The following is a 22,240-nucleotide window of genomic DNA, read 5'->3' as shown; positions in this document are numbered from 1 at the left end:
GCAGATCGCCCTCTCTGTACCTCATCCACTGCCTGCGTCACCTACCTGATCGCACTTAAACGCTAGCGTTCGGGGGGGGGGCGGGGTGTGGGGGGCGGGGCCGCCCCCCCCCCCCCCCCCCCCCCCCCCCCCCCCGCTCCTACAGGGGCGGGCTTATTTCTTGGAGAGGTCGATCGTGTAGACCGCGGTGCCGTCGCCGTTGTCCTTCAGCTGGGTCACGTGCAGGCCCAGGCCCTTTGCGATGTCTTCCTTTCCGGCGCTGCCGGTAAAGGTCACCGGGCCCTTCACCTTCACCGGGACGAAGGTCCACGAGCGCTTGTCCACCAGCTTGCTGGTGATGGTCTTGTGCGCCTGAACCCACTTGATGACGACCTCGCGGTTGCCATCCGGCGCGTTGAGCACTACCGAGTCGCCGTTCATGCCCGGGAACTCGCCGCCGCCATTCGCGCGATAACTGTTGGTCACCACCACGAACGCCTGGCTGTCCTTAACCGGCTTGCCCTTGTAGCGCAGGTTGCCGATACGCTGGCCTTCCGGCTTGGTCACGTCGATCGTATACGTGATGCCGCCCTGGGCCTGGTCGAAGTTATAGCCCGGCATCTTGCCGATCAGCGGCTGCTCGCCGTCCTTCGACGGATCGATCTGGTTGAAGCGGTTGGCCGACTTCTCCAGCCATGCTTTGACGCCCGCGCCGTCGATCTTCACCGCGGCCAGCGTGTTCGGGTAGAAGTACAGATCCGACGCGCTGCGGATGGTCAGCGGGCCCTTCGGCACGTCGGTGAAATCATCCGGGCCACCGAAGCCGGTGCGGAAGGCCGATGCCGTGGAGATGACCGGCACGTCCTTCAGGTCCGGGCGTGAACGCGACAGCTCGTCGCGCACGTAATCGATCTGCGCGGCGTTTACGACGGCCAACGCCGTCATGTTGCCTTCGTCGGCGAAGTAGCTGGTGAGCGCGTGGTCGGTTTCACCGATCGGCGTGTTCACATAGGCCACGGCAGCGTCGTGGGCATCCTTCACCAGCGGCGCGATCGACGGATCGGCGTCCACGCACTGGCCCTTCTTCTGGCAGATGGGGCGAACGGCGCTGTGGCTCTTGTCCTTCTCTACCACCCAACGGCCAGCCTCGCGCTTCATGGTGAGGTTGATGACGCCGAGATCCTTGCCGAAAAAGCCGCCCATCACCGCAGGTACGCCACGGACGATGCCGCGCTTGGCATCCACGTCCTTCATGCCGTCGTAGCGCGGCCCCGGGAACTCGGTATGCGAGTGGCCGAGCAGCAGCGCATCGAAGCCCGGCACGCCGGCGAGGTACCAGCCACCGTTTTCCATCTGCGGCGTATACGGCTCGGTGTTCAGGCCACCGTGGAGAATGCCGACGACGAGATCCGGATGCTGGGCCTGGATTTCCGGCATGTACTTCTGCGCGGCTTCAACCACGCCGGTCACGGTGACCTTGCCCTGCAGGTTGCGCTTGTCCCAATCCAGGATTGGCGGCGGGGTGAAGCCGATGATCGCGATACGCACCTGCGTCGGCACATCCTTGCCGGCGGCGTTCTTCGCGGTCACGGTCTTGGTGACGATGGTCCACGGCTTGAAGATGGGCTTGCCATCCTTTGCGCTATCCACGTTGGAGAGCACTAGCGGGAACTTCGGGCCAGCGCACTGCTGCGCGGTCACGCCATCCACATTCATGGCGGTATTCGTGACCTGGGCCAGGAACGGCAGGCCGTAATTGAATTCGTGGTTGCCGGCGGTGCCGCCGTCGTAGCCCACGCTATCCATGGCCTTGTAGATGCCCAGTTCGGTATCGCAGCCGATCGGCTTCACCAGTGCCTGGTAATCGGCCAGCACGCTGCCCTGGATCGTATCGCCGCTATCGAACAGCACCGTGTTCGGGAATTCCTTGCGCGCCTGGCGGATCAGCGTGGCGGTGCGCTCGTAACCGAACGACGCATCGTCCTTCTGCTTGTAGTAGTCGTACGACAGGATGTTCGAGTGGACATCGGTCGTCTCGAGGATCGCCAGGTCGAGCGTGGCACCATCGGCCAGGGCGGCCGGCTTGCCGGGTTTATCGGCGGGGGTGCTGGCGCACGCGGCGAGCAGGGCGGCCGAGAGCGAGGCCAGCGCGAGGGGCTTGAACATCGGAAGGGTCCGTTTATCGGTGGATCAGGGGGCGGAAACTAGCAGAATCACGTTACGGTTGCCCGCCAAAGCCCTCAGGGCGTGCGTTCGGCCTTGGCTTCGTCGAAATAGGTGTAGGTCTTGCCGTTATCGGTCAGCTGCTTGGTCTTCAGGGTGAAGCGGTAGCTGCTGCGAGCCATGGGGGTGCCATCGACGCGGCGCACGTCCAGGCCGGTGGCCGTATCCGTCGTGATATCCACGGGTTTTGCCGAAAGGCCATCACCGTTGCGGCCTTCAACCGCCTCGCGCAGCACGCGGCCATCGGCCTTGCCCAGGTCCACGCCCAGCACGGCGGCCAGGGTGGGGGCCACGTCGACGTTGCCGCTGGGCAGCTCACTGCGCACGTTTTTGCGGAAGTCGGGGCCGGTCATGAGCAAAGTGTTGTGCACATCCACGGGGCTGAAGCTGCCGTGCATGCCGCGCTCATTACTCATGCTGGTGTACACGGTGCCGCGGAAGCCCTGGATCACCGCATCCGCATCGAAGTCGTAGCTGGCGATGATATCCGGGGCACGCTTGTTGGCGAGGTGCACCGTGGCGAGCGGCAGTGTGCCGGGAATCTTGCCGTAGCGCGCATCGACGAAGATGGCGCCGACCATCTCGCGTGACTGCAGGAAACGAACGGCCTTTTCGATCTGCGCGCGGTCATGCGACGGCAAGTAGAGGTACTCGCTGCCACCGTTCGGTGCGATGACGAAGGCTTCCTTCGGCAGCTCGGCAGGTACCTTGTAAGCGGGCGTGGTATAGGGGCCGGGCTTTCCACAGACACGCCCATCATCGTCGTAGCGGGTGGGATGCAGCGGCTTGCCGTTTGCGAGGACGCCCGCCATCACCGGCGCATAGATGCAGCCGAACCCATCGAACGCGGTGAATCCAGCCTGGGTCATCTCGTCGGCGAGGCGAATGGCGCCGGATGCCGAGAAGCCCCATTCGTTATCGACACGGCCGACGCGCCCGTCGGCGATCTGGCGCAGCGGGAACAGATCGCGCGGTCCCGCCACGTTGCTGTGTGCGTGGTCGGACACGATGATGAGATCCGTATCAGCGTCCATGCCAAGCGCCTTCAGCTTCGCCTGCAACTGGCCCAGCAGCTCATCCTGCGCACGCAGGGCCAGGTGGAAGTTGGGCGAGCCCACCCCGTACTGGTGTTCGGTGGAATCCGGATTGCGCAGCCATGCGAAGCTGACGTCCGGTTTCTCCACGGGAAGGATGTATTCGAGGAACGCCTTCATCAGGTACGCGTTCGATGCGGTGGGCGGCGCGCCCGCACCATCCGAGGCATCCGACGTGCTGCCGTCCTTCAGTGTCACCAGCGGCAGCTGCGCGGTGGGCGCGCCGTTATCCGGTTCCAGGTGGAAATGCTCGTCGTCGTACGCGTGCACGATGTTCGCGGGCAGCGGGAACCCGGCCTTCGCGAGCTTCTGCGCGAAGGAAAGCGGCAGCGCCACGTTTTCATCAAGGATGGTGCCGCCCTCGTGGATGTCCTGCAGGAAGGCCGGGCCGGATTTACCGACCACCGCCGTCTTCAGGCCTTTCTTCCGCGCACGCTCCAGCAGCGTCGGTGCCTGCAGCAGGTCGTGGTGCCAGTGATCATCCAGCGCGCGGAGCACCGCATAGTCCTCGGTGTACACCGGCGCCGCGAAATCGCTGGGCACGCCCTTGGCATCGAACCCGCTGGCGCCCGGCGCCCAGAAGCGGTTGCCGAAGAAGCCGATGGTGCCGGGGAACGAGCCCGTGGCGAAGCTCGAGGCGTTGATCATGGTGAAGGTGGGGTACGTCGCGTGGTTATCCGCGAAGTAGGTGCCTTGCTTGACCAGGGCCGCCAGGTTCGGCGTGTCGTCCTCGCTGATCGCATCGGGGCGCATGCCATCCCACACGAACACGATGACACGGTGGGCGGCGCTGGCCTGGCCGGAGGCCAGGGCGAGGAGGAGCAGGGCGGCAAGGCGGTTGCGCAGTGACATGGAGGGGTCCGTGCAAGGGTTCGCCATTGTTGGGGGCAAGTGTTGCAGTTTTGCGCCGCCGTGGGGCGAACCGGCGGTCTTGACCATTCATAGCGTGGATCCGCGTAACTGCGACCCGGTTCACCAAACGGCTTTTCCAGCGGCCACCGTAAAGAAACGTAAATACATGCGCTCCACGCTCGTCGGCTTCCCTCACGTCGAGTCCCCCTTTCGATGAAGCACGCACGCTCCGCCCTGTTCCTCGCCTTCGCCGCTGCTGTCGCCTTCCAGGCCCATGCCGAAGACGCCCCGCCGCCGAACACCCAGGATCTGGAAGCGGTGTCGGTCATCGGCCAGGGCGAAACCCGCCAGGTGCAGCGCATCGTGCCGGAGGACCAGAAGGTGCTCCCGCCGGGTACCAGCCCTCAGAAGATCCTCAACCGCCTGCCCGGTGTGAACGTCGAATCCAACGACGCTTTCGGTGCGAACGAGGAATCCCAGTCGATCACCCTGCGCGGCTTCAACACCACGCGCCTGGGCTACACCCTGGATGGCCTGCCGCTGGGCGATAACGCCTATGGCAACTACAACGGCCTGAACATCTCGCGCGCCCTCATCGCCGAGAACATGTCCACCGTGGAACTCTCCGAAGGCATCGGCGCCCTCGGCACCGCCTCCACCAGCAACCTGGGCGGCACCATCCAGTACTTTTCCGCCGATCCGTCCACCAAGTTTGGTGGCAAGGTGGCCCAGACCTTTGGTAGCGACCACAACCGCCGCACGTATGCGCGCATGGATACCGGCGACTACAAAGGCTTCTCCATGTACCTCAGCGGCGTGAAGGCGGGTGCGGACATGTGGGCACAGCCGGGCTCGAAGACCGACACCAAGCAGTTCAACGGCAAGGCCGTGTACGAGTTCGGTGACGGCAACCGTATCACCGGTTTCGCCGATACCTCACGCACCAGCCAGGCCGACTACGCCTACCTCTCCAAGAGCGGCATGAAGCGCGGCCTTGGCTGGGACTGGAACCTGTACGCGCCGGACTGGAACCGTGCGCTGGCCGCGGCGTACTGCGCGCCCGCCTACACCATCGGTGGCGTAAAGGATGCGCGCTGCGGCTTCTCTGGCGGCGTCGATAACATCGACGACGCCTACTACCAGAGCCGGGCGCTGCGCCGCGATGACCTGTACTACGTTGCCGGCGACTTCAATGTGGCCGATGGCGGCACGCTGCATACGCAGGTGTATCACCACGAAAACGCCGGCCAGGGTCACTGGTGGTCGCCGGGCCAGAAGTCGTTCCCGGGCACGGCCGACGAACTACCGATCAGCATTCGCAGCACCAATTACACGATCAACCGCACCGGCGCAATCGCCTCGCTGGCGTGGGACTTCGGCGTGCATCACGTCGAGGGTGGCGTGTGGTACGAGCAGAACGACCACCACGTGGAGCGCAACTTTTACTGGATCGATGGCCCGGTCAGCGATAACTACTATCTGAAGGACCCGGACCGCCGCCTGTTCGCGCAGGATTACACCATCACCACCAAGCAGGCGTACCTGCAGGACAGCTTCAAGGCGTTCGACGATCGCCTGTCCGTCGATATCGGCGTGAAGAGCCCGCACACCACCATGAAGGCGGTGGAATTGCCCGGCGTGGAGAGCCCGTACGCCACCGGCACCCTGAAGGCGCAGAAGGCGTTGCTGCCGCAGGCCGGTATCGCCTGGCAGCTGGCCAAGGGCCAGGAGCTGTTCCTCTCGTACGCCAAGAACATCGCCTCGTTCCAGGGTGGCGGCGCGGGTGGCCCGCAGTCGGTCTCGCAGTCGGCGTTTGATGGCACCAAGAGCAACCTGAAGCCGGAACAGTCGCGCAGCATCGATGGCGGCTTCCGCAGCGTCGGCTCGTTCTACGAGGCCTCCGTGGCGCTGTACGACGTGAAGTTCGACAACCGCCTGCTCTCGCTGAACCCCTGCCCGAGCATCGAGGTGGGTACGCGCCCCGAGTGCAACACCGCCTTCGTCAACGTGGGTTCGGTGAGCAGCCGCGGTGCGGAGTTCACCTTCATCTGGAAGCCGGTACAGGGCCTGCAGTGGTACAACTCGGCGTCGTTCAACCGTTCGAAGTACGATGACAACTACGTCGCCAATGGCGTGGTGGTACCGGTGAAGGACAAGACCACGGTGGATACGCCCAAGCGCATGTTTGCCAGCGAACTGAGCTACACCACCGGCCCGTGGACGGCCAGCCTGCGCGGCAAGTACACCGGCAAGCGCTACTACACCTATACCAACGACCAGAGCGTCGCTGGCGCCACGTCATTTGATTTCGGTGCCAGCTACGACTTCGGCGCGCTCGGCCAGCTGAAGGCGCTGACCCTGGCGCTCAACGTCACCAACCTCACCGACCACCGCTACGCGAGCAACCTCACCGCGTTCGCGGCCACGGATCCGCAGGGCGGTGCCCTGGCGTTCCACGCCAGCGCACCGCGGCAGAGCTTCGTTACCCTCTCGGCGGACTTCTGATGAAGGCGACAGCGCTATCCTTTGGCCTCCTTGCCTTGTTGAGCGGAGCGTTGCCGATGACCGTGGAAGCCATGGATGCCCGCCCCATTGCTGCGAATGTGCTGGTGATCGGCCACCGCGGGGCCAGCGCCCTGCGGCCTGAGCACACCCTGGCCTCGTATGCCGTCGCCATCCGCGACGGCGCGGACTTTATCGAGCCGGACCTGGTCAGCACCAAGGATGGCGTGCTCGTGGTGCGCCACGAGAACGAGATCGGCGGCACCACGGATGTGGCGAATCACCCGGAGTTCGCCAGCCGCAAGACCACGAAAACGGTGGATGGCGTGCAGATCACCGGCTGGTTCACCGAAGACTTCACCCTGGCCGAGCTGAAGACGCTGCGCGCCCGCGAGCGCCTGGCCGATATTCGCAAGGCCAACACGGCCTACGACGGCCAGTTCACCGTGCCCACCTTCGACGAGATGATCGAGTTCGTCGCCGCCGAGGCCTCGGCCCGCGGCACGGTGCTGGGCATCATCCCGGAGATCAAGCACTCCACGTACTTCCGGGGCATTGGGCTGCCCATGGAAGACAAGGTGCTGGCGACCCTGGCCGCCCATGCGTACACGCGCACGGCGCCGGTGGAGATCCAGTCGTTCGAGGTCGGCACCCTGAAGTACCTGCGCGGCAAGCTGGGTAAGGATCACCCGAACATTCGCCTGCTCCAGTTGATGGAGGGTGCGCAGGAGCATCCGGCTGACGAGCCATCCCTGACCTATGGGCAAATGATGACCCCGGCCGGTCTGAAGGCGGTACGCGGCTATGCCGACGCCATCGGGCCCTCCACTCGCAGCATCATCCCGCTTGCGGCTGACGGGAAACTGGCGCCCGTGGCCCCCCTGGTCCACGACGCCCACGCGGCCGGCCTGGAGGTGCACCCGTACACCTTCCGCCCGGAGAACCACTTCCTGGCGGCGAATTTCCGCAATGAGGCAGGCGATCCCGCCCGCAACGAGGCCGGCTCCGTGGCAGAAATCCGCGCCTATCTGGCCACCGGCATCGATGCCTTCTTCACCGATGACCCGGCCCTGGGCCGCAAGGCCGTAGACCACCGCTGACCGCGGGGAATGCTGCACCCGCTCGGCGACACCGGGTGCCCCGCCCGCTATGATCCGCGGTCACTCGTAATTCCGCGGATCGCCCCATGTCGCTAGCCAGGTTCCTTCGCCACAAGTCCGTCGAGCAGTTGCAGGCGGAAGTCGGTAAGCGGACGGATTTCCGCCGTGTCCTGGGCCTGTGGCAGCTCACCGCCATCGGCATCGGCGGCATCATCGGCGTGGGCATCTTCGTACTGGCCGGCCAGCAGGCGGCCATGAACGCCGGCCCGGCGGTGGCGCTCAGCTTCATCATCGCGGGCCTGGGCAGTGCTTGCGCCGCCCTCTGCTATGCCGAGTTCGCCGGGCTGATCCCGGTCACCGGCAGCGCCTACACCTACGGTTACGCGGTGCTGGGTGAAGGCGCGGCCTGGATCATCGGCTGGGATCTGCTACTCGAATACGCCCTGGTGGTGGCGGTGGTCGCCATCGGCTGGTCGGGGTATGTGCAGGTGCTGCTGGCGACCGCGGGTGTGCATCTGCCTGAGTGGGCGCAGAAGAGCATGAGCGCCGACACCATGAAGTACTACTGGCAGCACGGCATTGGCTCGCTCGGTATCACGGTCAAGGATCCGGTGGCCGCACCGACCGATGGCCACCGCTTCAACATCATCGCGGCCGGCATCTCGCTGTTCGTCGCCATCCTGCTTTCGGTACGTACGGAGTGGGGCGCGCGCCTGAACACGCTCATCGTCGGCATCAAGGTGCTCGGCGTGGCGCTGGTGATCGGCGTGGGTGCGTTCTTCATCAACACCGCCAACTGGCACCCGTTCATTCCCGAGCGAATCTTCGACGACAAGGGTGCGGGCCACTTTGGCTGGCACGGCGTGCTCACCGGTGCGTCGGTCGTGTTCTTCGCGGTGTTCGGTTACGACACGCTGACCACGGCCGCGGAGGAAGCGAAGAACCCGCAGCGCGACCTGCCGCGCGCGGTGCTGCTCTCGCTCGCGGTCGCCATGGTCCTGTATATCGCCGTCTCGCTCGTGCTTACCGGCATCGTGCCGTACACCTCGCTCGGTGGCGAAGCCTCTGTGTCCGACGCGTTCAACGCCATCGGCCTGCCGTGGATCAGCAACATCATTGCGGTCGCCGCGGTGATCGGCGTGATCAGCGTGTTGTTCGCCTTCATGCTGGGCGCCGCGCGCATCTGGTTCGCACTCTCGCGCGACGGCCTGCTGCCGGCGTACTTCTCGAAGGTGCACCCGCGCTTTGGCACGCCGGCGCGCCCGACCATGATCCTGGGCATCTTCACCGCCATCGTCGCAGGCCTGCTGCCCATCGGCGAAGTGGCCGAGCTGGTGAACATCGGTACGCTCAGCGCATTCATCCTGATCTGCGCGTCGGTACTCGTCCTGCGCGTGCGCAAACCGGATCTGCACCGTAACTTCCGCACACCCGCTGTGTGGGTGGTGGCGCCGATGGGCATCCTGTTCTCGCTGGCGCTGATCTATGGCCTGCCGTGGATCACGTTCGAGCGCTTTGCGATCTGGATGATCATCGGGCTGATCGTGTACTTCACCTATGGTGTGCGGCATAGCAAGTTGAACTGAGGAACACGTGACGCGGTGGGGCGAGGACCTATCGCGCGCAAGCGCGCTCCTACAGGAGTGCGCTTGCGAGTTCGGCGAGTTTGGCGACGGTATTCATGTTGCGGGCGGTGCCGGCCTTTGCGGCGGGGATCACCAGTTTCGATGAGGCCATGCCCTCGTCGTAGCGCACGTAGATCTCGCGCTTGCCGAGCCGGAGTTCCTCAGTGGCCTGGTGCTTTACGTCCGCCAGGGCGTTCTTTGCCGGCGCTTCATCCAGGAAGATGGCGACAACGCGGTTGCCGGGCGCTACCTTGAAGGGGTTCGCCGCCTCCACGGCGGACATCTCCGTCACGGTGCGGACCATCACCCCGACGGGCTTGCCCGCGTAGTCGGCAAGCCGTGCCTCGAGGGCGGCCTTCACCGCCTTCTCCTTCAGCCGCGAGGTGAACACCACATTCCCGCTGGCGATGTAGGTCTTCACCCGTTCGAACCCTTCCGCCTCGCACATGGCCTTGAGCTCAGCCATGGGCAGCTTGCCGGTGCCACCGACGTTCACGGCGCGGAGTAGGGCGATATACGCGGTCATGGCGGGCTCCGTGGCAGGGTGGGGCGAGTGTATGCCGAAGGTGGCCGGGCGGTGCAGGGCGGTTGAATCGGCCCGGGCGGCGCCCTACCTTCGAAGGTCTGATCCCCCGCCCACCACAGGATGCTTTCCCATGGCCGATCTTTCCCTCTTCCCGATCACCGCCCGCTGGCCGGCGCAGCATCCGGATCGTATCCAGCTGTATTCGCTGCCCACGCCGAACGGGGTGAAGGTCTCGATCATGCTGGAGGAACTGGGCCTGCCCTATGAAGTCCACCTGGTGGACATCATGAAGAACGAAAGCAAGCTGCCGGAATTCGAGTCACTTAACCCGAACGGCAAGATCCCCGCCATGATCGACCCGAATGGTCCGGACGGTAAGCCGATCGGCCTGTTCGAATCCGGCGCCATCCTGCTTTACCTCGCTGAGAAGACGGGCAAGTTCCTTCCAAAGGACCCGGCAAAGAAATGGGACACCATCCAGTGGGTGTTCTTCCAGATGGCCAGCATCGGACCGATGTTTGGCCAGGTGGGTTTCTTCCACAAGTTCGCCGGGCGCGAATGGGAAGACAAGCGGCCGCTGCAGCGTTATGTCGACGAAGCCAAGCGCTTGCTGGGCGTGCTCGATAAGCAGCTGAAGGGCAAGCAATGGATCATTGGCGATGACTACACCATTGCCGATATCGCCACGATTGGCTGGGTGAACAACCTGGTGACGTTCTACGGCGCGCGTGAGCTGGTGGAATTCGACCAGTTTGAGAACGTGATTGCGTGGCTGGAGCGTGGGACGTCGCGTGCGGGTGTGGAGCGTGGGTTGAAGATTCCGGCGCGTTCGTAATTGAAAGCATCGCGCGCTTGCGCGCGATCCACGGTCGCGATGGCACAAACCATCGCGACCGCCTGTCGATCAATAATCGTAATTCACGCTCAAGCGCACGTACCGCGGCTGCTGCATCGCCGTCGGCGTGCCGTACAGCGGGTTCGCCAGGTTGGGGCTGGATTCCGAGTTCGGGAAGATCGCCAGCACCTTCTGCTCGTTGGTGACGTTGAACACATTGAGGTTGAATGCCAGTCGCGACTGGGCAAAGTCCGGCCGGTACGTGGCGCCAAGATCCAGCTGCCGCATCCACGGCAGGCGGCCATGGCTGCCCGGCGGCGACGGTTCGCCGTAGCAGAAGTGGTAGCTGTTGCCGTAACCCGCCGGATCGGTGCGGTCTTCGCCGAAATAGCCAAGGCACGGCTTGGGCGCGCCGGAGATCAGGCTGAGGTTCGCGCTGACCAGCCACTCGGGCGTGAACTGGTAATAGCCGAAGAACTTGAACTGGTGCTTGTGATCGTTGTTCTGTACACCGTTCGTGTTGACCATGATGTAGCTGTTATCCCAGTCCTGGGTGGTCGATACCGCGGTCTGGCCGGTGCCGCGCGATTCGCGGAACAGGTCTGAGCGAAGCTGGCCTTCCGTGTTGCCGTAGCTGCGCGAGAACGTATAGCTCACCTTGCCGTACCAGCCATCGGCGAACGGGTGCTCGAGGAAGGTTTCCAGCGCGTAGTAGCGGCGCTTCAGCCCTTCAAAGCCGAACTCCTTGTTCGATAGCGGTACGCTCACGTAATTGCCCGAGGTATCGACCAGGTTGAACGTGTTGGCCTTGCCTGGGTTGAACAGCCAGCAGCTCACCGGGTTACTGTCGGTGGTGACGTTGTAGCCAAGCGACTGCGCTTTCGCCAGCACCAGGTCGATATCGCAGTAGTCGTCGATGGCGTTGCGCAGGATGCGCTGCGTCGCCTTGGCGCCGTAAACCCAATCGGAACCCAGCGTCTTCGTGAAGCCGAGGATGAATTCATCCTGGTATTCGGATTTCAGGCCCTTGGTCGTCACCGTCTTGGGATCGGGCAGCTGACCGAAGGTGTTATTCGCGGCTACCGGCACCGAGATGGCGGTGAGGTTCGTCGGCGTGCCGTCGGCGGCGATCCCGCCGTAGGTGAAGTACTGCGACGTGGTGAGCGCACCGCCCGCGGCATTCAGGGCGGGATTCAGCGGCAGGCCGAGGTAGTAGCGGCCCGCGTTCGCGTAGATCTTGAACGTCGCATCACCATTCACATCCCAGCTGGCACCCAGGCGCGGCGCCCATTGCGGCTTGTGCTGGGTGATGAAGGCGTCGCTATCCGCGTTGAAGTTCTCGAACTGGTCGTTGCGGATGCCGAGCGAGAGCAGCCAGCGGTCGGAGACCTGCCATTTGTCTTCGATGTACTGCGCGCGCTGCGTCGAGCGCACCGTGGCAAGGCTGCTGTTGATGTTCTGGATGACGTAGTAGCCGCCCGCGCCGTTCGGAAAGCCACCGGTGGCCGGCACGCCAAGGCCCGTGGAGATCGGCGTATTCGGATCGCCCTGGCCGTAGGTCCACGAGTACCCGCCGGGGCCGGACGTGACCGAGCCCTGGTCAAGCGCCGTGGCGGTCTGGTTATCGATACCCGCCGTGATCGTGTGATCGCCGATCTTGTAAGTGATATCGATACGAGTGTTGGTGGTGCGGTTACCCTTGCCGGCGGGGATCAGGCTGGAGACTGTCTGTGAGTTACCGCGCGGCGCGCCGCCATTCAAGGCGGGGTTCTGGTTGACGATGCCATCCACGTAGGTGAGCGAGGGATCGTAGCCGCCCGGGGAATCGTAGGCGGTGGTGTGTAGCTTGCCGTACTGGGCGCTGATCGTGAGGTCATCCGTGATGTAGCCGGTGTACTTGGCCGTCCACAGGTCGCCGCCGTTCTTCGTATCGTCATCGGCGCCGATGCGGCCCAGGCGCGTGCGTGAGGCATAGTCGTAATCGTAGACCGTGCCCGAAGTCTGGTACTTATCCGATGCACCGGTCAGTTCAAGGATGTGGTTGTCGGTGATATTCCAGTCGATCTTGCCGTACCAGCGTGGCGAGTTATAGCGGTAATCCTCGTACGGCTTGGTACTGGTGTAGCCGCTGACCGGGTTCACCGTATTGCCTTGCTGGCGCTCGTATTCCGCGGCCACGAACACGAACAGTTTGTCCTTGATCAGCGGGCCACCGGCATACGCGCTGACGGTGGTGCTGTCGCTGCTGTTCTCACTATCGGGCGCATAGAGGTTGCCTGCGCGCGGGGAGGCCGGCAGGCCATTTTCGTAGTAACGATTTCGCTGCGATGCACGGGCAAATGCCGGTTCCCACAGCACCTGCGCACCAAAATGCCATTCATTGGTGCCGCGCTTGCCGACCACGTTGATAACGCCACCATCGGAGCGACCGTACTGGGCGCTGTAACCACCGGTGTAGACCTCCTGCTGCTCGATCGCGCCGTAGGGGAGCGATAACCCGCCAAAACCCTGCAACGGATCGGTCGTGGCGAAGCCGTTGACGTAGTAAGCGTTCTCCGAGGCAGCGGAACCACCGAAGCTCACCAGCGAGTTGCCGGTCGCGCCCTTGAAGTTACCGCCATTGTTCACGACACCCGGTGCGAGCAAGGCGATAGCCTCGGAGTTGCGCCCCAGCGGCAGTTTCGCGAGCTGTTCGGACGTCACGACCGTGCGCGAATCGATGCTGGAAACGTCGATCTTGGCCAGCGCCGACGCCGATACGGTCATGCCGGTGAGGTCCTGCGCATCGGCGGCCTTGCTAACGAACGACACTTCGGTACCCGCGCCCACCTTCAGCACGATGTTGCTGCGGGTATCCACGGTCTGCCCGTTGGCCTTGAGGCTTACGGTATAGGTGCCCAGGGGCAGCTGGCCGGCGCTGTAGCGGCCACGGTCGTCGACCGATACCTCGCGGCTCAGGCCCGTATCGCTGGTGATAACGACCGTCTGGCCGGCGGCGGTGGGCACCTGGCCAAAGATGCCGCCGGTGGTGGACTGGGCAAAAGCCCCCGGCGCAGCCAGGGCAAGGGCCACGGCAAGCGCGATGCGGTGGGGGCGGGCGGTACGGCTGGACATGGGAAAACGTCTCCTCGGTACGTTTTTGGGCGCACGGCTACCTGCGGGGCCGCGGCACGGCCCCGTCATGGCTTCGATGGACAAACCCCTGGGTGCACTCGGCCAGCCCGGCCGGCAAGGCCGCGGGCGAGTGACGAATGGATGCTTCCGTTCGGAATCCCTTGCGTGCTGCGTCGCAGCACGTGCTAACGGTTATAGCGAAGAACCGTAAGGTTGTATAGGGGTTTAGGCGGCCAAATCAAAAACGTGCGATCGTGGCCTGTGGGCAAAAAAACGGCCGCAAATGCGGCCGTTTCTACACTTGCACCACGATGGGGATTACCAGAAGCGGTATTCCAGGGCGAGGCCGGTGACGCCGACGTTCACCGTGCGCTTGTCGCCGGTGATGTCATCGGCCTTCAGCGCATAGTGATCGTACGTCACGGTGATGCCGACGTTTTCATTGAAATCGTAGCCAAAACCGAGGCCACCGTAGACGCCGTTGTCGTTCGAATCCTGGTGGTAGCTGAAGCTTTCGCTGCCGCAGCAGCCTACGTACGTCGAATTGCTGTCGTACTTCGTGCGCGAGTGTGCGAGGCCCGCACGTGCGGTGATCGTCCACCCATGGGGCAGGTCCCATTTGCCATTGGCGCCGATCAGCAGCGCCTCGCCCTTGAAGCGGTCACGATAGTCGGTGTAGCTGTCCTCGAACAGGAGCCGACCCGACGCCTTCTGCTTTCCAAGGTCGACATAGCCGACTTCAACGCCCAGCGAGAAGGGGCGGTCCACGACCCAACGATAACCGGTGACGGCGCCAAACGCCGTGTCATTGTTATCGTCGAACGAAGTGTGGCTGACGCTGTAATGCGAGCTGCCGCCGTTCACACCAATAAACCAGCCATTCTGGGTTACGGCACCGGCGGAAAAAGAAGCGAGAGAAAGCGCGGCAGCCGCAGCGGCCGAGAGCAGAACCTTTTGCATGATGAAGTCCCTGTGTCCATGTAAGTGCGCCGGCCCCGTTGCCGGCGTGCCCTTGGGGCGGCGTTATTTTACGCTACGTGGCGCGGAGCCGCCGTTGCGCCAAGCCCGGGGAGACGCGAGGAAAGCGGTCGCTAATGCGGCCGCTTCCACACTTGCAGCTCGACGCGGATTACCAGAAGCGGTATTCAAGGGCCGCGCCAGTGACGCCCACATCGATGGTGTGATGATCACCGGTGATGTCGTGGGCTTTCAGGCCATAGTAGTCATAGGTCAGCGTCACACCGATATTTTCACTGAAGTCGTAGCCGAATCCTACGCCAGCGTAGAAGCCGTTGTCGTTGGACGTTTCGTGATAGTGATCAGTCGGGTATGTGTTGTTGTAGTAATTGTTGTACGTGACGCGTTCATCAAGCTTTGTGCGCGAGTGCGCGAAGCCGCCGCGAGCGGTAATGGTGAAACCGTGGGGAAGGTCCCATTTGCCATTGACGCCCAGGAGGAGCGCCTGGCCTTTGTATTTATCTTCGTAGCTGTACGAGATGTAGCCCTGCCCAGCTTTAAGCTGGCCCAGGTCGACATAGCCCGCCTCCACGCCAAGCGCGAAAGGGCGATCAACGACCCAGCGGTAGCCGGCGACGGCGCCAAAGGCCGTGTCGTTGTAATCGTTAAAGTTCGTGTTGTAGTGGTTCAGGCTGTAATGCGAGCTGCCGCCGTTAATGCCGATGAAGGCGCCCTGCTGGGTCACCGCAGCGGCAGAGAACGAGGTGAGCGAGAAGGCGGCAGTCGCGGCCGCCGAGAGCAGAACCTTTTGCATGATGAAGTCCCTGTGTCCTTGTAAGTGCGCCGGCCCCGTTGCCGGCGTGCCCTTGGGGCGGCGTTATCTTACGAGGGTTTGGGGATGGCTGCCATGACAGCTGCTCGTGACGTCCGTCACAGACCGCTGTCATGGCCGCCGGGGCGCTATCAGAAGCGATACTCCAGGGACCCGCCGAACACGCCGACGTTCACGGTGCGCTTGTCGCCGGTGACATCTTCCGCCTTCAGCGCGTAGTGGTCATACGTCGCGGTAATGCCGACGTGCTCGTTGAAGTCGTACCCAAAGCCGAGCCCGGCGTAGATTGCATTGTCAGTGGACTGGACATCGTAAACGCGGGAGTCGTCCGTTCCGCCCATGAATTCGGCGTGCGAATCGATGGTGTAGTTGCTGCGGGAGTGAGCGATGCCTGCGCGTGCAGTGATGGTAAAGCCGTGAGGCAAATCCCACTTGCCGTTAGCGCCGAGCAGAACGGCCTTGCTCTTGAACTTGTACGTGAAGTTATCAACGTAGCCTGGGCCATCGATGCTGCTGACGGCGGTCATCTTGCCGAGGTCCACGTAGCCAACTTCGACGCCAATCGCGAACGGGCGGTCGACGACCCAGCGATAACCGGTAACGGCACCGTAAGCCGTGTCGTTCTTGTCGCTGAAATTGGAATGGCTGATGTCGAACTGCGAGCCACCACCATTGACGCCAATGAACGCGCCGTCATGGGTCGCGGCGCTGGCCGAGAGCGAAACGAACGAAATTGCGGCGGCCGCAGCCACCGAGAGCAGAACCTTTTGCATGAGTTGTCCCTGAGTCCTTGAAATGTCCCCGCCAGCCCCTTCGCTGGCGTGCCCCCTGTGGGCAGCAGGATTTTACGTCGTTTTAACTTGCGATGCCATGACAGGTATTCCCGGTCCCGTGACCTCTGGCATAGGGAGACCCCGTACCGTGACCTTTAGCATCGGGGGCTTGCGCGGACCGCAGGGGACCGCGCGTACCCACTCGCAGGCAGGACGGCCCGGCGATCCACACGCTCCACGGGAGAATCTTTTGAAATCCACCCTTCTTGCTTCCGCGCTGCTGGCCGCCCTGGCCGGTATCGGCGCTACGGCCGCCTTCGCTGCGGATGATGTCCCGGCCATCAAGGACGGCCCGTTTAACGGCACCGTCAAGGTCGTCGTCGATGCCACGGATACCGACCACCGCATCTTCCGCGTCAAGGAAACCGTGCCGGCCCAGCCCGGCAAGCTGACCCTGCTGTTCCCGGAATGGATCCCCGGCCACCACTCGCCGACCGGCCCGATCGACCAGTTCGCCGGCCTGATCGTCAAGGCCAACGGCCAGCGCCTGGAATGGACCCGTGACGAGTACAACGTCTACGCCTTCCACGTGGACGTGCCCGCCGGCGCCTCGTCGGTGGATCTGGAATTCCAGACCCTGACCCCGCAGGACACGCGCCAGGGCCGCATCGTGATGACCCCGGACATCGTCAACGTCCAGTGGAACCAGGTGGCCCTGTACCCGGCTGGCTACCGCGCTGACCAGGTCCAGTTCGAGGCATCGGTGAAGCTGCCGACCGGCTTCCAGTTCGGTACAGCGCTTGAGCAGGCCAGCAAGGACGGCGACACCGTCACCTTCAAGAACATCAACTTCGACGACCTGGTCGATTCGCCGATCTTCGCCGGCCGCTACTTCAAGCGCGTGGACCTGGATCCGAACGGCCGCTCGCCGGTACACCTGAACATCGTGGCCGACAGCGCCAAGTCGCTGGAGATCAAGCCGGAAGCGCTCGAGATCCACCGTAACCTCGTCAAGCAGATGGACAAGCTGTACGGCGCGCGTCACTACAACCACTACGACTTCCTGCTGGCGCTGACCGACAAGCTCGGCGGCATCGGCCTGGAGCACCACCGCTCCTCGGAAAACAGCGCCTCGCCCAACTACTTCACCGAGTGGGACAAGAGCTGGCTGGGCCGTGACCTGCTGGCCCATGAGTACAACCACTCGTGGGATGGCAAGTACCGTCGCGGTGCGGATCTGTCGACCCCGAGCTTCAATGTCCCGATGGGCGACAGCCTGCTGTGGGTCTACGAAGGCCAGACGCAGTTCTGGGGCAACGTGGTTGCCGCCCGTTCGGGCCTCGTCTCGCAGGACCAGGCGCGTGACCTGCTCGCGCTGGTTGCCGCTACCTACGACAAGGGCCGCCCGGGCCTGTCCTGGCGCAACATCCAGGATACGACCAACGATCCGACGATCGCCCAGCGCCGCCCGCTCTCGTACCGCAACTACCAGATGAGCGAAGACTACTATTCGGGCGGCCAGATGATCTGGCTGGACGTGGATACGAAGCTGCGCGAACTGACCAAGAACAAGCGCTCGCTGGATGATTTCGCCAAGGCGTTCTTCGGCATGAAGGACGGTGACTGGAAGGTCAACCCGTACACCTTCGACGAAGTGGCTTCGACCCTCAACGGCATCGCGCCGTACGATTGGGCGAAGTACCTGCGCGATCGCGTCGATGGCCACAAGGGCGACCTTGAAGGTATCGAGCGTGGTGGCTGGAAGCTGGTCTACAACGACAAGCCGTCGGAAGCCGTGAAGGCGTTCGAAGCCCGCCGCCACTACACCGACCTGACCTACTCGGCCGGTTTCGGCGTGTCGTCGAAGGGCGACATCTCCGACGTGCGCTGGGATAGCCCGGCCTTCAACGCCGGTCTCTCGCCGGGTATGCACATCGTGGCCGTGAACGGCAAGGAATTCGACGGCGATGCGCTGAAGGATGCCGTGACCGCCGCAAAGGGCACCTCGGCCCCGATCGAACTGCTGGTGAAGAACTTCGACACCTACAAGACGATCAAGATCGAATACCACGATGGCCTGATGTACCCGCACCTCGAGCGCGACAGCAGCAAGCCCGACTGGCTGAGCCAGCTGTACAAGGCAAAATAAGCACGAAAGGGCCCCGCAAGGGGCCCTTTTTTTTAACCCGCGTGGCGCATCCCCTGTAGGAGCGCGCTTGCGCGCGATAGGGTTTCCCGCAGGCCGCCATTGCGCGCAGGCATGCCCCCGCACAAGAGCTACACTCCCGGTCATGGAACCGACGCCCACGCCCCCCGGCCAGCAACTCGACGCCGCCCACCGCCGCCGGCGCTGGCTCATGTTCTTGTTCTGGGGGGTGATCTTCGGCACCGCCGCGATCGGCAACGTGCTGACCAACCGGATCGATGCCGATCGCTACCACGTGCCCGTCACCACGTGGCACATCGTCATCAACGAGGTTAGCAGCCCGCTGGTCTCGCTGCTGCTCCTGCCCTTCCTGCTCATGGCCTGCGATCGCTGGCCCCTGCACACCGACACGTGGCGGCGCTACGTGCCGTATTACGTTGCAGGCAGCGTCGTGTGGTGCGTGCTGCATATCGCTGGCATGGATCTGCTGCGGCTGCTGGGATACACACTGGGCGGTGACCGGTACGATCCCGGCAATCTGCTGCTCCAGTTCGTCTATGAATACCTGAAAGACGTACGCACGTTTTTCTTTATCGTCACCCTGAGCCACGCGGTGGAATGGTTCGGCCGGCAAATGAAAGGCGAGGCGAGCCTGTTGGCGGAGCCCGATGAAGGGGTGCCCGTGGAGCCGGTCGACCGCCCCGAACGCTTCCTGGTGCGCAAGCTGGGCCGCGACTTTCTGGTGGCCACGGCCGATATCGAATGGGCCCAGGCATCGGGAAACTACGTGAACCTGCGGGTACGTGGCCGTGATTACCCGCTGCGCAGCACGCTCGCCGCGCTGGAGGCCAAGCTGGACCCCGCCGTGTTCGTACGCGCCCACCGCAGCTACGTGGTGCAACTGGCCCAGGTGACCTCGATCGAGCCGCTGGACGCCGGCGAGGCCCGCCTGCACATGGCCGATGGGACGGTACTGCCCTGCAGCCGGCGCTACCGGGAAGCCCTACGCGCCGTGGCGGCGGGCGCTGAACCCGCCGTAGTCCGTGCCTGACAACCAAGGCTAGGCCAGCGGCGGCCAATACGGCTACAATGCCGGTCCGCTCAGATACGCGCCCGTAGCTCAGCCGGATAGAGTAGTGGCTTCCGAAGCCATTGGTCGGGGGTTCGAATCCCTCCGGGCGCGCCATTCTTCGCCGCTTTCGCGGCCGGCCACGACGCATGGCTACCGATTCCCTGCCGTTGTTCCATCGCTACGAAGGCATCCTGAGGGATCCGGCGCTGGACTTTGCCGCGCACCTGCCGTTGCCAGATGCCCTGCGCATGGCGAACGATGCCCGCCATGCCGTTTACTACGCCCCGTTCGACCACCTGAATCCCGACGCACGGCTGGTCCTGGTCGGCCTTTCCCCGGGGCGGGCCCAGGCATTGGTGGCATTGGAGACGGCGCGGCGCGAACTGCTCGCGGGTAGCGACGACGTGAGCGCCGCGGCCGCGGCCAAACACGCCGCGAGCTGGTCGGGGCCCATTCGCCGCACGCTTGTGCGGATGCTCGACTTCCTCGGTGTCGCGACCCAGCTGGATATCGCTTCCACCGCAGAACTCTGGACCACGCACACCGACCTCGTGCACTTTTCCGCGGCGCTGCGGTATCCCGTGTTCGTCGGCGCGAAGAACTTCAACGGCGCTGGCGTCGAGCGCAACCCGTTCCTCCTGGCGCAAATCGATAGCTACTTCGCCCTTGAGTGCACGCATCTCACCCATGCGATGTTTATCCCGTTCGGCACCGCGGCGCAGGTCGCGTGCGACCGTGTCGTTGCGCAGGGGCTGCTCAGGCCGGAGCAGGTTCTTGCAGGCCTCCCGCATCCATCGGGTGCCAACGCCGAACGCGTCGCCTACTTTCTTGGGCAGAAAACGCGTGCCTCGTTGTCGGCACAGACGCGCCCCGAACCGATCGACGCCGCGCGCGCGTCGGCCCTGCTGCGCCTCTCGACATGGATTCCCGCTGCAGGAAAGCCTTTGCAGGAGCATTAACAGGATCACCGTCACACCCATCCCGGACTCGCCTTGATGTGACTATTAGATCGTGTTAAACCGAACGTTCAGTCACATTGGGGGCGGTGCTTACGATGGATGTGATCGGATGGCTCCATGGCCAGGTGCTCGATTTCTTCGGGCTCGGCCCGTTGCTCGAGCTGATCGCCAGGGGTGACTACCGCGCGCTGCTCACGGTGGATGGGTTCGGCGCCGCGCTCAACCCGATCCTGCCCCTGCTGCTTATCTTCGAGTTGCTGCGCAGCGTCGCCCTGAAGACCTTCAGGCGCGAGCATTACCAGGTGCCCTTGCTGGTCATGGTGCTCAACCGGTTCATCGGCAGCTTCATCACCATCGCCGTGGTCGGGCTGTGCATCGGCCTGTTCCAGCGTTTCGCACTCTTCCAGGCGGGCCTGACGTGGTACGGCGTGCTCTACGGCTATGTCGCCTGGGAGCTTTCCCACTTCGTCTATCACTTCCTCGCGCACAAGGTGCGGATCCTGTGGTGCCTGCATTCCACGCATCACGCCCCCGTGGCGATGAACATGAGCGTCAACTACTCGCATATCTTCCTGGAGGCCGCCTACGCGGACTTCGTGCGCACCACCATCTGCATGGTCCTTGGCGTGAGCCCGCCACTGCTCGTGCTGATCATGATTATCGATGGCTTCTGGGGCAGCTTCATCCACGTCGGCGAAAATGTACTGAAGAACGGCAGGCTCGGCGTGTTGAATCGCATCATCCTCACGCCATCGCACCATCGCGTGCACCACGCCCGCAATGTCGTGTACATGGACACCAACTTCTGCAACCTGCTTCCGATATGGGATCGGTTGTTCGGTACGTACATTGAAGAGCGCGATGACGTGCAGATCGAGTACGGCATCACTCGCCCGATGAAGCCGTACAGCGTGACGGATGCTTACCTGGGTGAGTTCTACCTGCTCGGCAAGGATGTCTGGCATGCGCCCGGCATACGCAACAAATTCATGTATCTCGTCATGCCGCCGGGGTGGAGTCACGACGGAAATCACAAGACCGCCCGGGTTGCCAAGCAGGAGCTGGCAGGAATGGATCTTCGAGGCGTTCGTTCATGAAAACATTCGCATGCCTCGTCGTTGCCGGCCTTCTCGGCATGTCCATGACTTCCCATGCGGCGCATGTCGATCTCGCGCTTGGCAAGGCCGTCACCGGATCGCCCATCTGTAAACCTGGCGAGGAAGCCGTGAAGGCGGTGAATGGGAAGCTGGCCAGCAAGACTCAGGATAAGTTCTGCACTAAGGAGGTCCCGAGCTGGCTCAGGATCGACCTCGGGCGGGTGGAGCAGGTGTCGGGCTTCACGATCAGGCATGCCGGTGCGGGTGACGAGCCCAACGAGATGAACACGCGAGCGTTCACCGTGCGCGTATCCCAGGACGGCCAGGACTGGAAATCGGTGGTTGATGTGACGGCCAATACTGCCAGCGTCACTGAGCACCGCATCACGCCAATGCAGGCCCGCTACGTCGAGCTCGACGTGACAAAGCCGACGCAGACGGATGATCCCGCCACGCGGATTTATGAAGTGGAAGTCTGGTAGCCGCGTACATCACGGCGCACGGCCCGGCTTGCTCTTCGGCTCGAGCGGAACGGAGAGCTGCCGGAGGCATGA

16 protein-coding genes and 1 tRNA gene are annotated in these 22,240 nt (G+C 63.5%); 10 read left to right on the top strand and 7 right to left on the bottom strand.

The genetic code is table 11. From position 1 onward, the window contains the following. Positions 1-153: 153 nt before the first annotated feature. Together ABIE56_RS19760 and ABIE56_RS19755 are read right to left on the bottom strand one after the other, a co-directional pair. On the bottom strand, positions 154-2,145 hold the full coding sequence (locus tag ABIE56_RS19760; protein WP_429245520.1) for a bifunctional 2',3'-cyclic-nucleotide 2'-phosphodiesterase/3'-nucleotidase: 1,992 nt from the start codon (positions 2,143-2,145) through the stop codon (positions 154-156). Between the two features lie 74 nt (positions 2,146-2,219). After that, the gene (locus tag ABIE56_RS19755) at positions 2,220-4,148 is read right to left on the bottom strand and encodes an alkaline phosphatase family protein (protein ID WP_429245519.1); all 1,929 of its coding nucleotides are present in this window, start codon (positions 4,146-4,148) and stop codon (positions 2,220-2,222) included. A 213-nt stretch (positions 4,149-4,361) separates the two neighbouring features. Here ABIE56_RS19755 and ABIE56_RS19750 point away from each other — a divergent pair, with 213 nt between their 5' ends. The 3 genes from ABIE56_RS19750 (at position 4,362) to ABIE56_RS19740 (ending at position 9,336) form a co-directional block, all read left to right on the top strand. After that, positions 4,362-6,653: a TonB-dependent receptor gene (locus tag ABIE56_RS19750; protein ID WP_429245518.1), complete on the top strand. Its 2,292-nt coding sequence runs from the start codon at positions 4,362-4,364 to the stop codon at positions 6,651-6,653. Then, a complete protein-coding gene (locus tag ABIE56_RS19745) occupies positions 6,653-7,750 on the top strand; it encodes a glycerophosphodiester phosphodiesterase (protein WP_429245517.1) in 1,098 nt (365 codons plus the stop codon). Before ABIE56_RS19750 ends, ABIE56_RS19745 begins: the two co-directional genes overlap by 1 nt. An 86-nt stretch (positions 7,751-7,836) precedes the next feature. Then, on the top strand, positions 7,837-9,336 hold the full coding sequence (locus ABIE56_RS19740; protein ID WP_429245516.1) for an amino acid permease: 1,500 nt from the start codon (positions 7,837-7,839) through the stop codon (positions 9,334-9,336). 49 nt (positions 9,337-9,385) lie between these two features. On the opposite strand, the gene ABIE56_RS19735 is transcribed toward ABIE56_RS19740, so the two are convergent. Further along, positions 9,386-9,901, bottom strand: a complete 516-nt coding sequence (locus ABIE56_RS19735) for a DUF1697 domain-containing protein (RefSeq protein WP_429245515.1) — start codon at positions 9,899-9,901, stop codon at positions 9,386-9,388. A gap of 130 nt (positions 9,902-10,031) precedes the next feature. On the opposite strand from ABIE56_RS19735, the gene ABIE56_RS19730 reads away from it, so the two are divergent. Further along, complete coding sequence (locus tag ABIE56_RS19730; protein WP_429245514.1) at positions 10,032-10,736, top strand: glutathione S-transferase N-terminal domain-containing protein; 705 nt, start codon at positions 10,032-10,034, stop codon at positions 10,734-10,736. 69 nt (positions 10,737-10,805) lie between these two features. On the opposite strand, the gene ABIE56_RS19725 is transcribed toward ABIE56_RS19730, so the two are convergent. The 4 genes from ABIE56_RS19725 to ABIE56_RS19710 form a co-directional block, all read right to left on the bottom strand. After that, entirely contained in the window at positions 10,806-13,850 is a 3,045-nt protein-coding gene (locus ABIE56_RS19725; protein WP_429245513.1) for a TonB-dependent receptor, read from the bottom strand. Between the two features lie 318 nt (positions 13,851-14,168). Continuing rightward, positions 14,169-14,810, bottom strand: a complete 642-nt coding sequence (locus ABIE56_RS19720) for an outer membrane protein (protein WP_429245512.1) — start codon at positions 14,808-14,810, stop codon at positions 14,169-14,171. Positions 14,811-14,979: 169 nt separating this feature from the next. Next, positions 14,980-15,621: an outer membrane protein gene (locus ABIE56_RS19715; protein ID WP_429245511.1), complete on the bottom strand. Its 642-nt coding sequence runs from the start codon at positions 15,619-15,621 to the stop codon at positions 14,980-14,982. A gap of 149 nt (positions 15,622-15,770) precedes the next feature. After that, positions 15,771-16,412 (bottom strand): outer membrane protein, encoded by a 642-nt coding sequence (locus ABIE56_RS19710; RefSeq protein WP_429245510.1) that lies wholly within the window; start codon positions 16,410-16,412, stop codon positions 15,771-15,773. 250 nt (positions 16,413-16,662) lie between these two features. Here ABIE56_RS19710 and ABIE56_RS19705 point away from each other — a divergent pair, with 250 nt between their 5' ends. The 6 genes from ABIE56_RS19705 to ABIE56_RS19680 all read left to right on the top strand — a co-directional run bounded on the left by ABIE56_RS19705 (position 16,663) and on the right by ABIE56_RS19680 (position 22,168). Beyond that, positions 16,663-18,561: a M61 family metallopeptidase gene (locus ABIE56_RS19705; RefSeq protein ID WP_429245509.1), complete on the top strand. Its 1,899-nt coding sequence runs from the start codon at positions 16,663-16,665 to the stop codon at positions 18,559-18,561. A gap of 142 nt (positions 18,562-18,703) precedes the next feature. Next, on the top strand, positions 18,704-19,609 hold the full coding sequence (locus tag ABIE56_RS19700; protein WP_429245508.1) for a LytTR family DNA-binding domain-containing protein: 906 nt from the start codon (positions 18,704-18,706) through the stop codon (positions 19,607-19,609). 58 nt (positions 19,610-19,667) lie between these two features. Next, a tRNA-Arg gene (locus tag ABIE56_RS19695) sits at positions 19,668-19,744 on the top strand. Positions 19,745-19,776: 32 nt separating this feature from the next. Next, positions 19,777-20,589 carry a hypothetical protein gene (locus ABIE56_RS19690; RefSeq protein ID WP_429245507.1) on the top strand — a complete coding sequence of 271 codons (813 nt, stop codon included), beginning with the start codon at positions 19,777-19,779 and terminating at the stop codon, positions 20,587-20,589. Positions 20,590-20,684: 95 nt separating this feature from the next. Beyond that, positions 20,685-21,686 carry a sterol desaturase family protein gene (locus ABIE56_RS19685; protein ID WP_429245506.1) on the top strand — a complete coding sequence of 334 codons (1,002 nt, stop codon included), beginning with the start codon at positions 20,685-20,687 and terminating at the stop codon, positions 21,684-21,686. Further along, entirely contained in the window at positions 21,683-22,168 is a 486-nt protein-coding gene (locus tag ABIE56_RS19680; RefSeq protein WP_429245505.1) for a discoidin domain-containing protein, read from the top strand. The genes ABIE56_RS19685 and ABIE56_RS19680 overlap by 4 nt, the downstream gene beginning before the upstream one ends. Positions 22,169-22,240 lie beyond the last annotated feature (72 nt).

The organism is Luteibacter sp. 621 (assembly GCF_050435445.1).
In the GTDB taxonomy this organism is placed as follows: Bacteria; Pseudomonadota; Gammaproteobacteria; order Xanthomonadales; family Rhodanobacteraceae; genus Luteibacter.
The sequence above is the reverse complement of the archived record's forward strand: the minus strand, read 5'-3'. Positions and strand labels throughout refer to the sequence as shown.

What these genes read in the sequence shown, in the direction of transcription:
- ABIE56_RS19740 (WP_429245516.1), top strand. Translation starts at nt 7,837, where the DNA reads ATGTCGCTAGCCAGGTTCCTTCGCCACAAGTCCGTCGAGCAGTTGCAG.
- ABIE56_RS19680 (WP_429245505.1), top strand. Translation starts at nt 21,683, where the DNA reads ATGAAAACATTCGCATGCCTCGTCGTTGCCGGCCTTCTCGGCATGTCC.
- ABIE56_RS19720 (WP_429245512.1), bottom strand. Translation starts at nt 14,810, where the DNA reads ATGCAAAAGGTTCTGCTCTCGGCCGCTGCGGCTGCCGCGCTTTCTCTC.
- ABIE56_RS19715 (WP_429245511.1), bottom strand. Translation starts at nt 15,621, where the DNA reads ATGCAAAAGGTTCTGCTCTCGGCGGCCGCGACTGCCGCCTTCTCGCTC.
- ABIE56_RS19760 (WP_429245520.1), bottom strand. Translation starts at nt 2,145, where the DNA reads ATGTTCAAGCCCCTCGCGCTGGCCTCGCTCTCGGCCGCCCTGCTCGCC.
- ABIE56_RS19750 (WP_429245518.1), top strand. Translation starts at nt 4,362, where the DNA reads ATGAAGCACGCACGCTCCGCCCTGTTCCTCGCCTTCGCCGCTGCTGTC.
- ABIE56_RS19700 (WP_429245508.1), top strand. Translation starts at nt 18,704, where the DNA reads ATGGAACCGACGCCCACGCCCCCCGGCCAGCAACTCGACGCCGCCCAC.
- ABIE56_RS19725 (WP_429245513.1), bottom strand. Translation starts at nt 13,850, where the DNA reads ATGTCCAGCCGTACCGCCCGCCCCCACCGCATCGCGCTTGCCGTGGCC.
- ABIE56_RS19735 (WP_429245515.1), bottom strand. Translation starts at nt 9,901, where the DNA reads ATGACCGCGTATATCGCCCTACTCCGCGCCGTGAACGTCGGTGGCACC.
- ABIE56_RS19745 (WP_429245517.1), top strand. Translation starts at nt 6,653, where the DNA reads ATGAAGGCGACAGCGCTATCCTTTGGCCTCCTTGCCTTGTTGAGCGGA.
- ABIE56_RS19755 (WP_429245519.1), bottom strand. Translation starts at nt 4,148, where the DNA reads ATGTCACTGCGCAACCGCCTTGCCGCCCTGCTCCTCCTCGCCCTGGCC.
- ABIE56_RS19730 (WP_429245514.1), top strand. Translation starts at nt 10,032, where the DNA reads ATGGCCGATCTTTCCCTCTTCCCGATCACCGCCCGCTGGCCGGCGCAG.
- ABIE56_RS19685 (WP_429245506.1), top strand. Translation starts at nt 20,685, where the DNA reads ATGGATGTGATCGGATGGCTCCATGGCCAGGTGCTCGATTTCTTCGGG.
- ABIE56_RS19710 (WP_429245510.1), bottom strand. Translation starts at nt 16,412, where the DNA reads ATGCAAAAGGTTCTGCTCTCGGTGGCTGCGGCCGCCGCAATTTCGTTC.
- ABIE56_RS19690 (WP_429245507.1), top strand. Translation starts at nt 19,777, where the DNA reads ATGGCTACCGATTCCCTGCCGTTGTTCCATCGCTACGAAGGCATCCTG.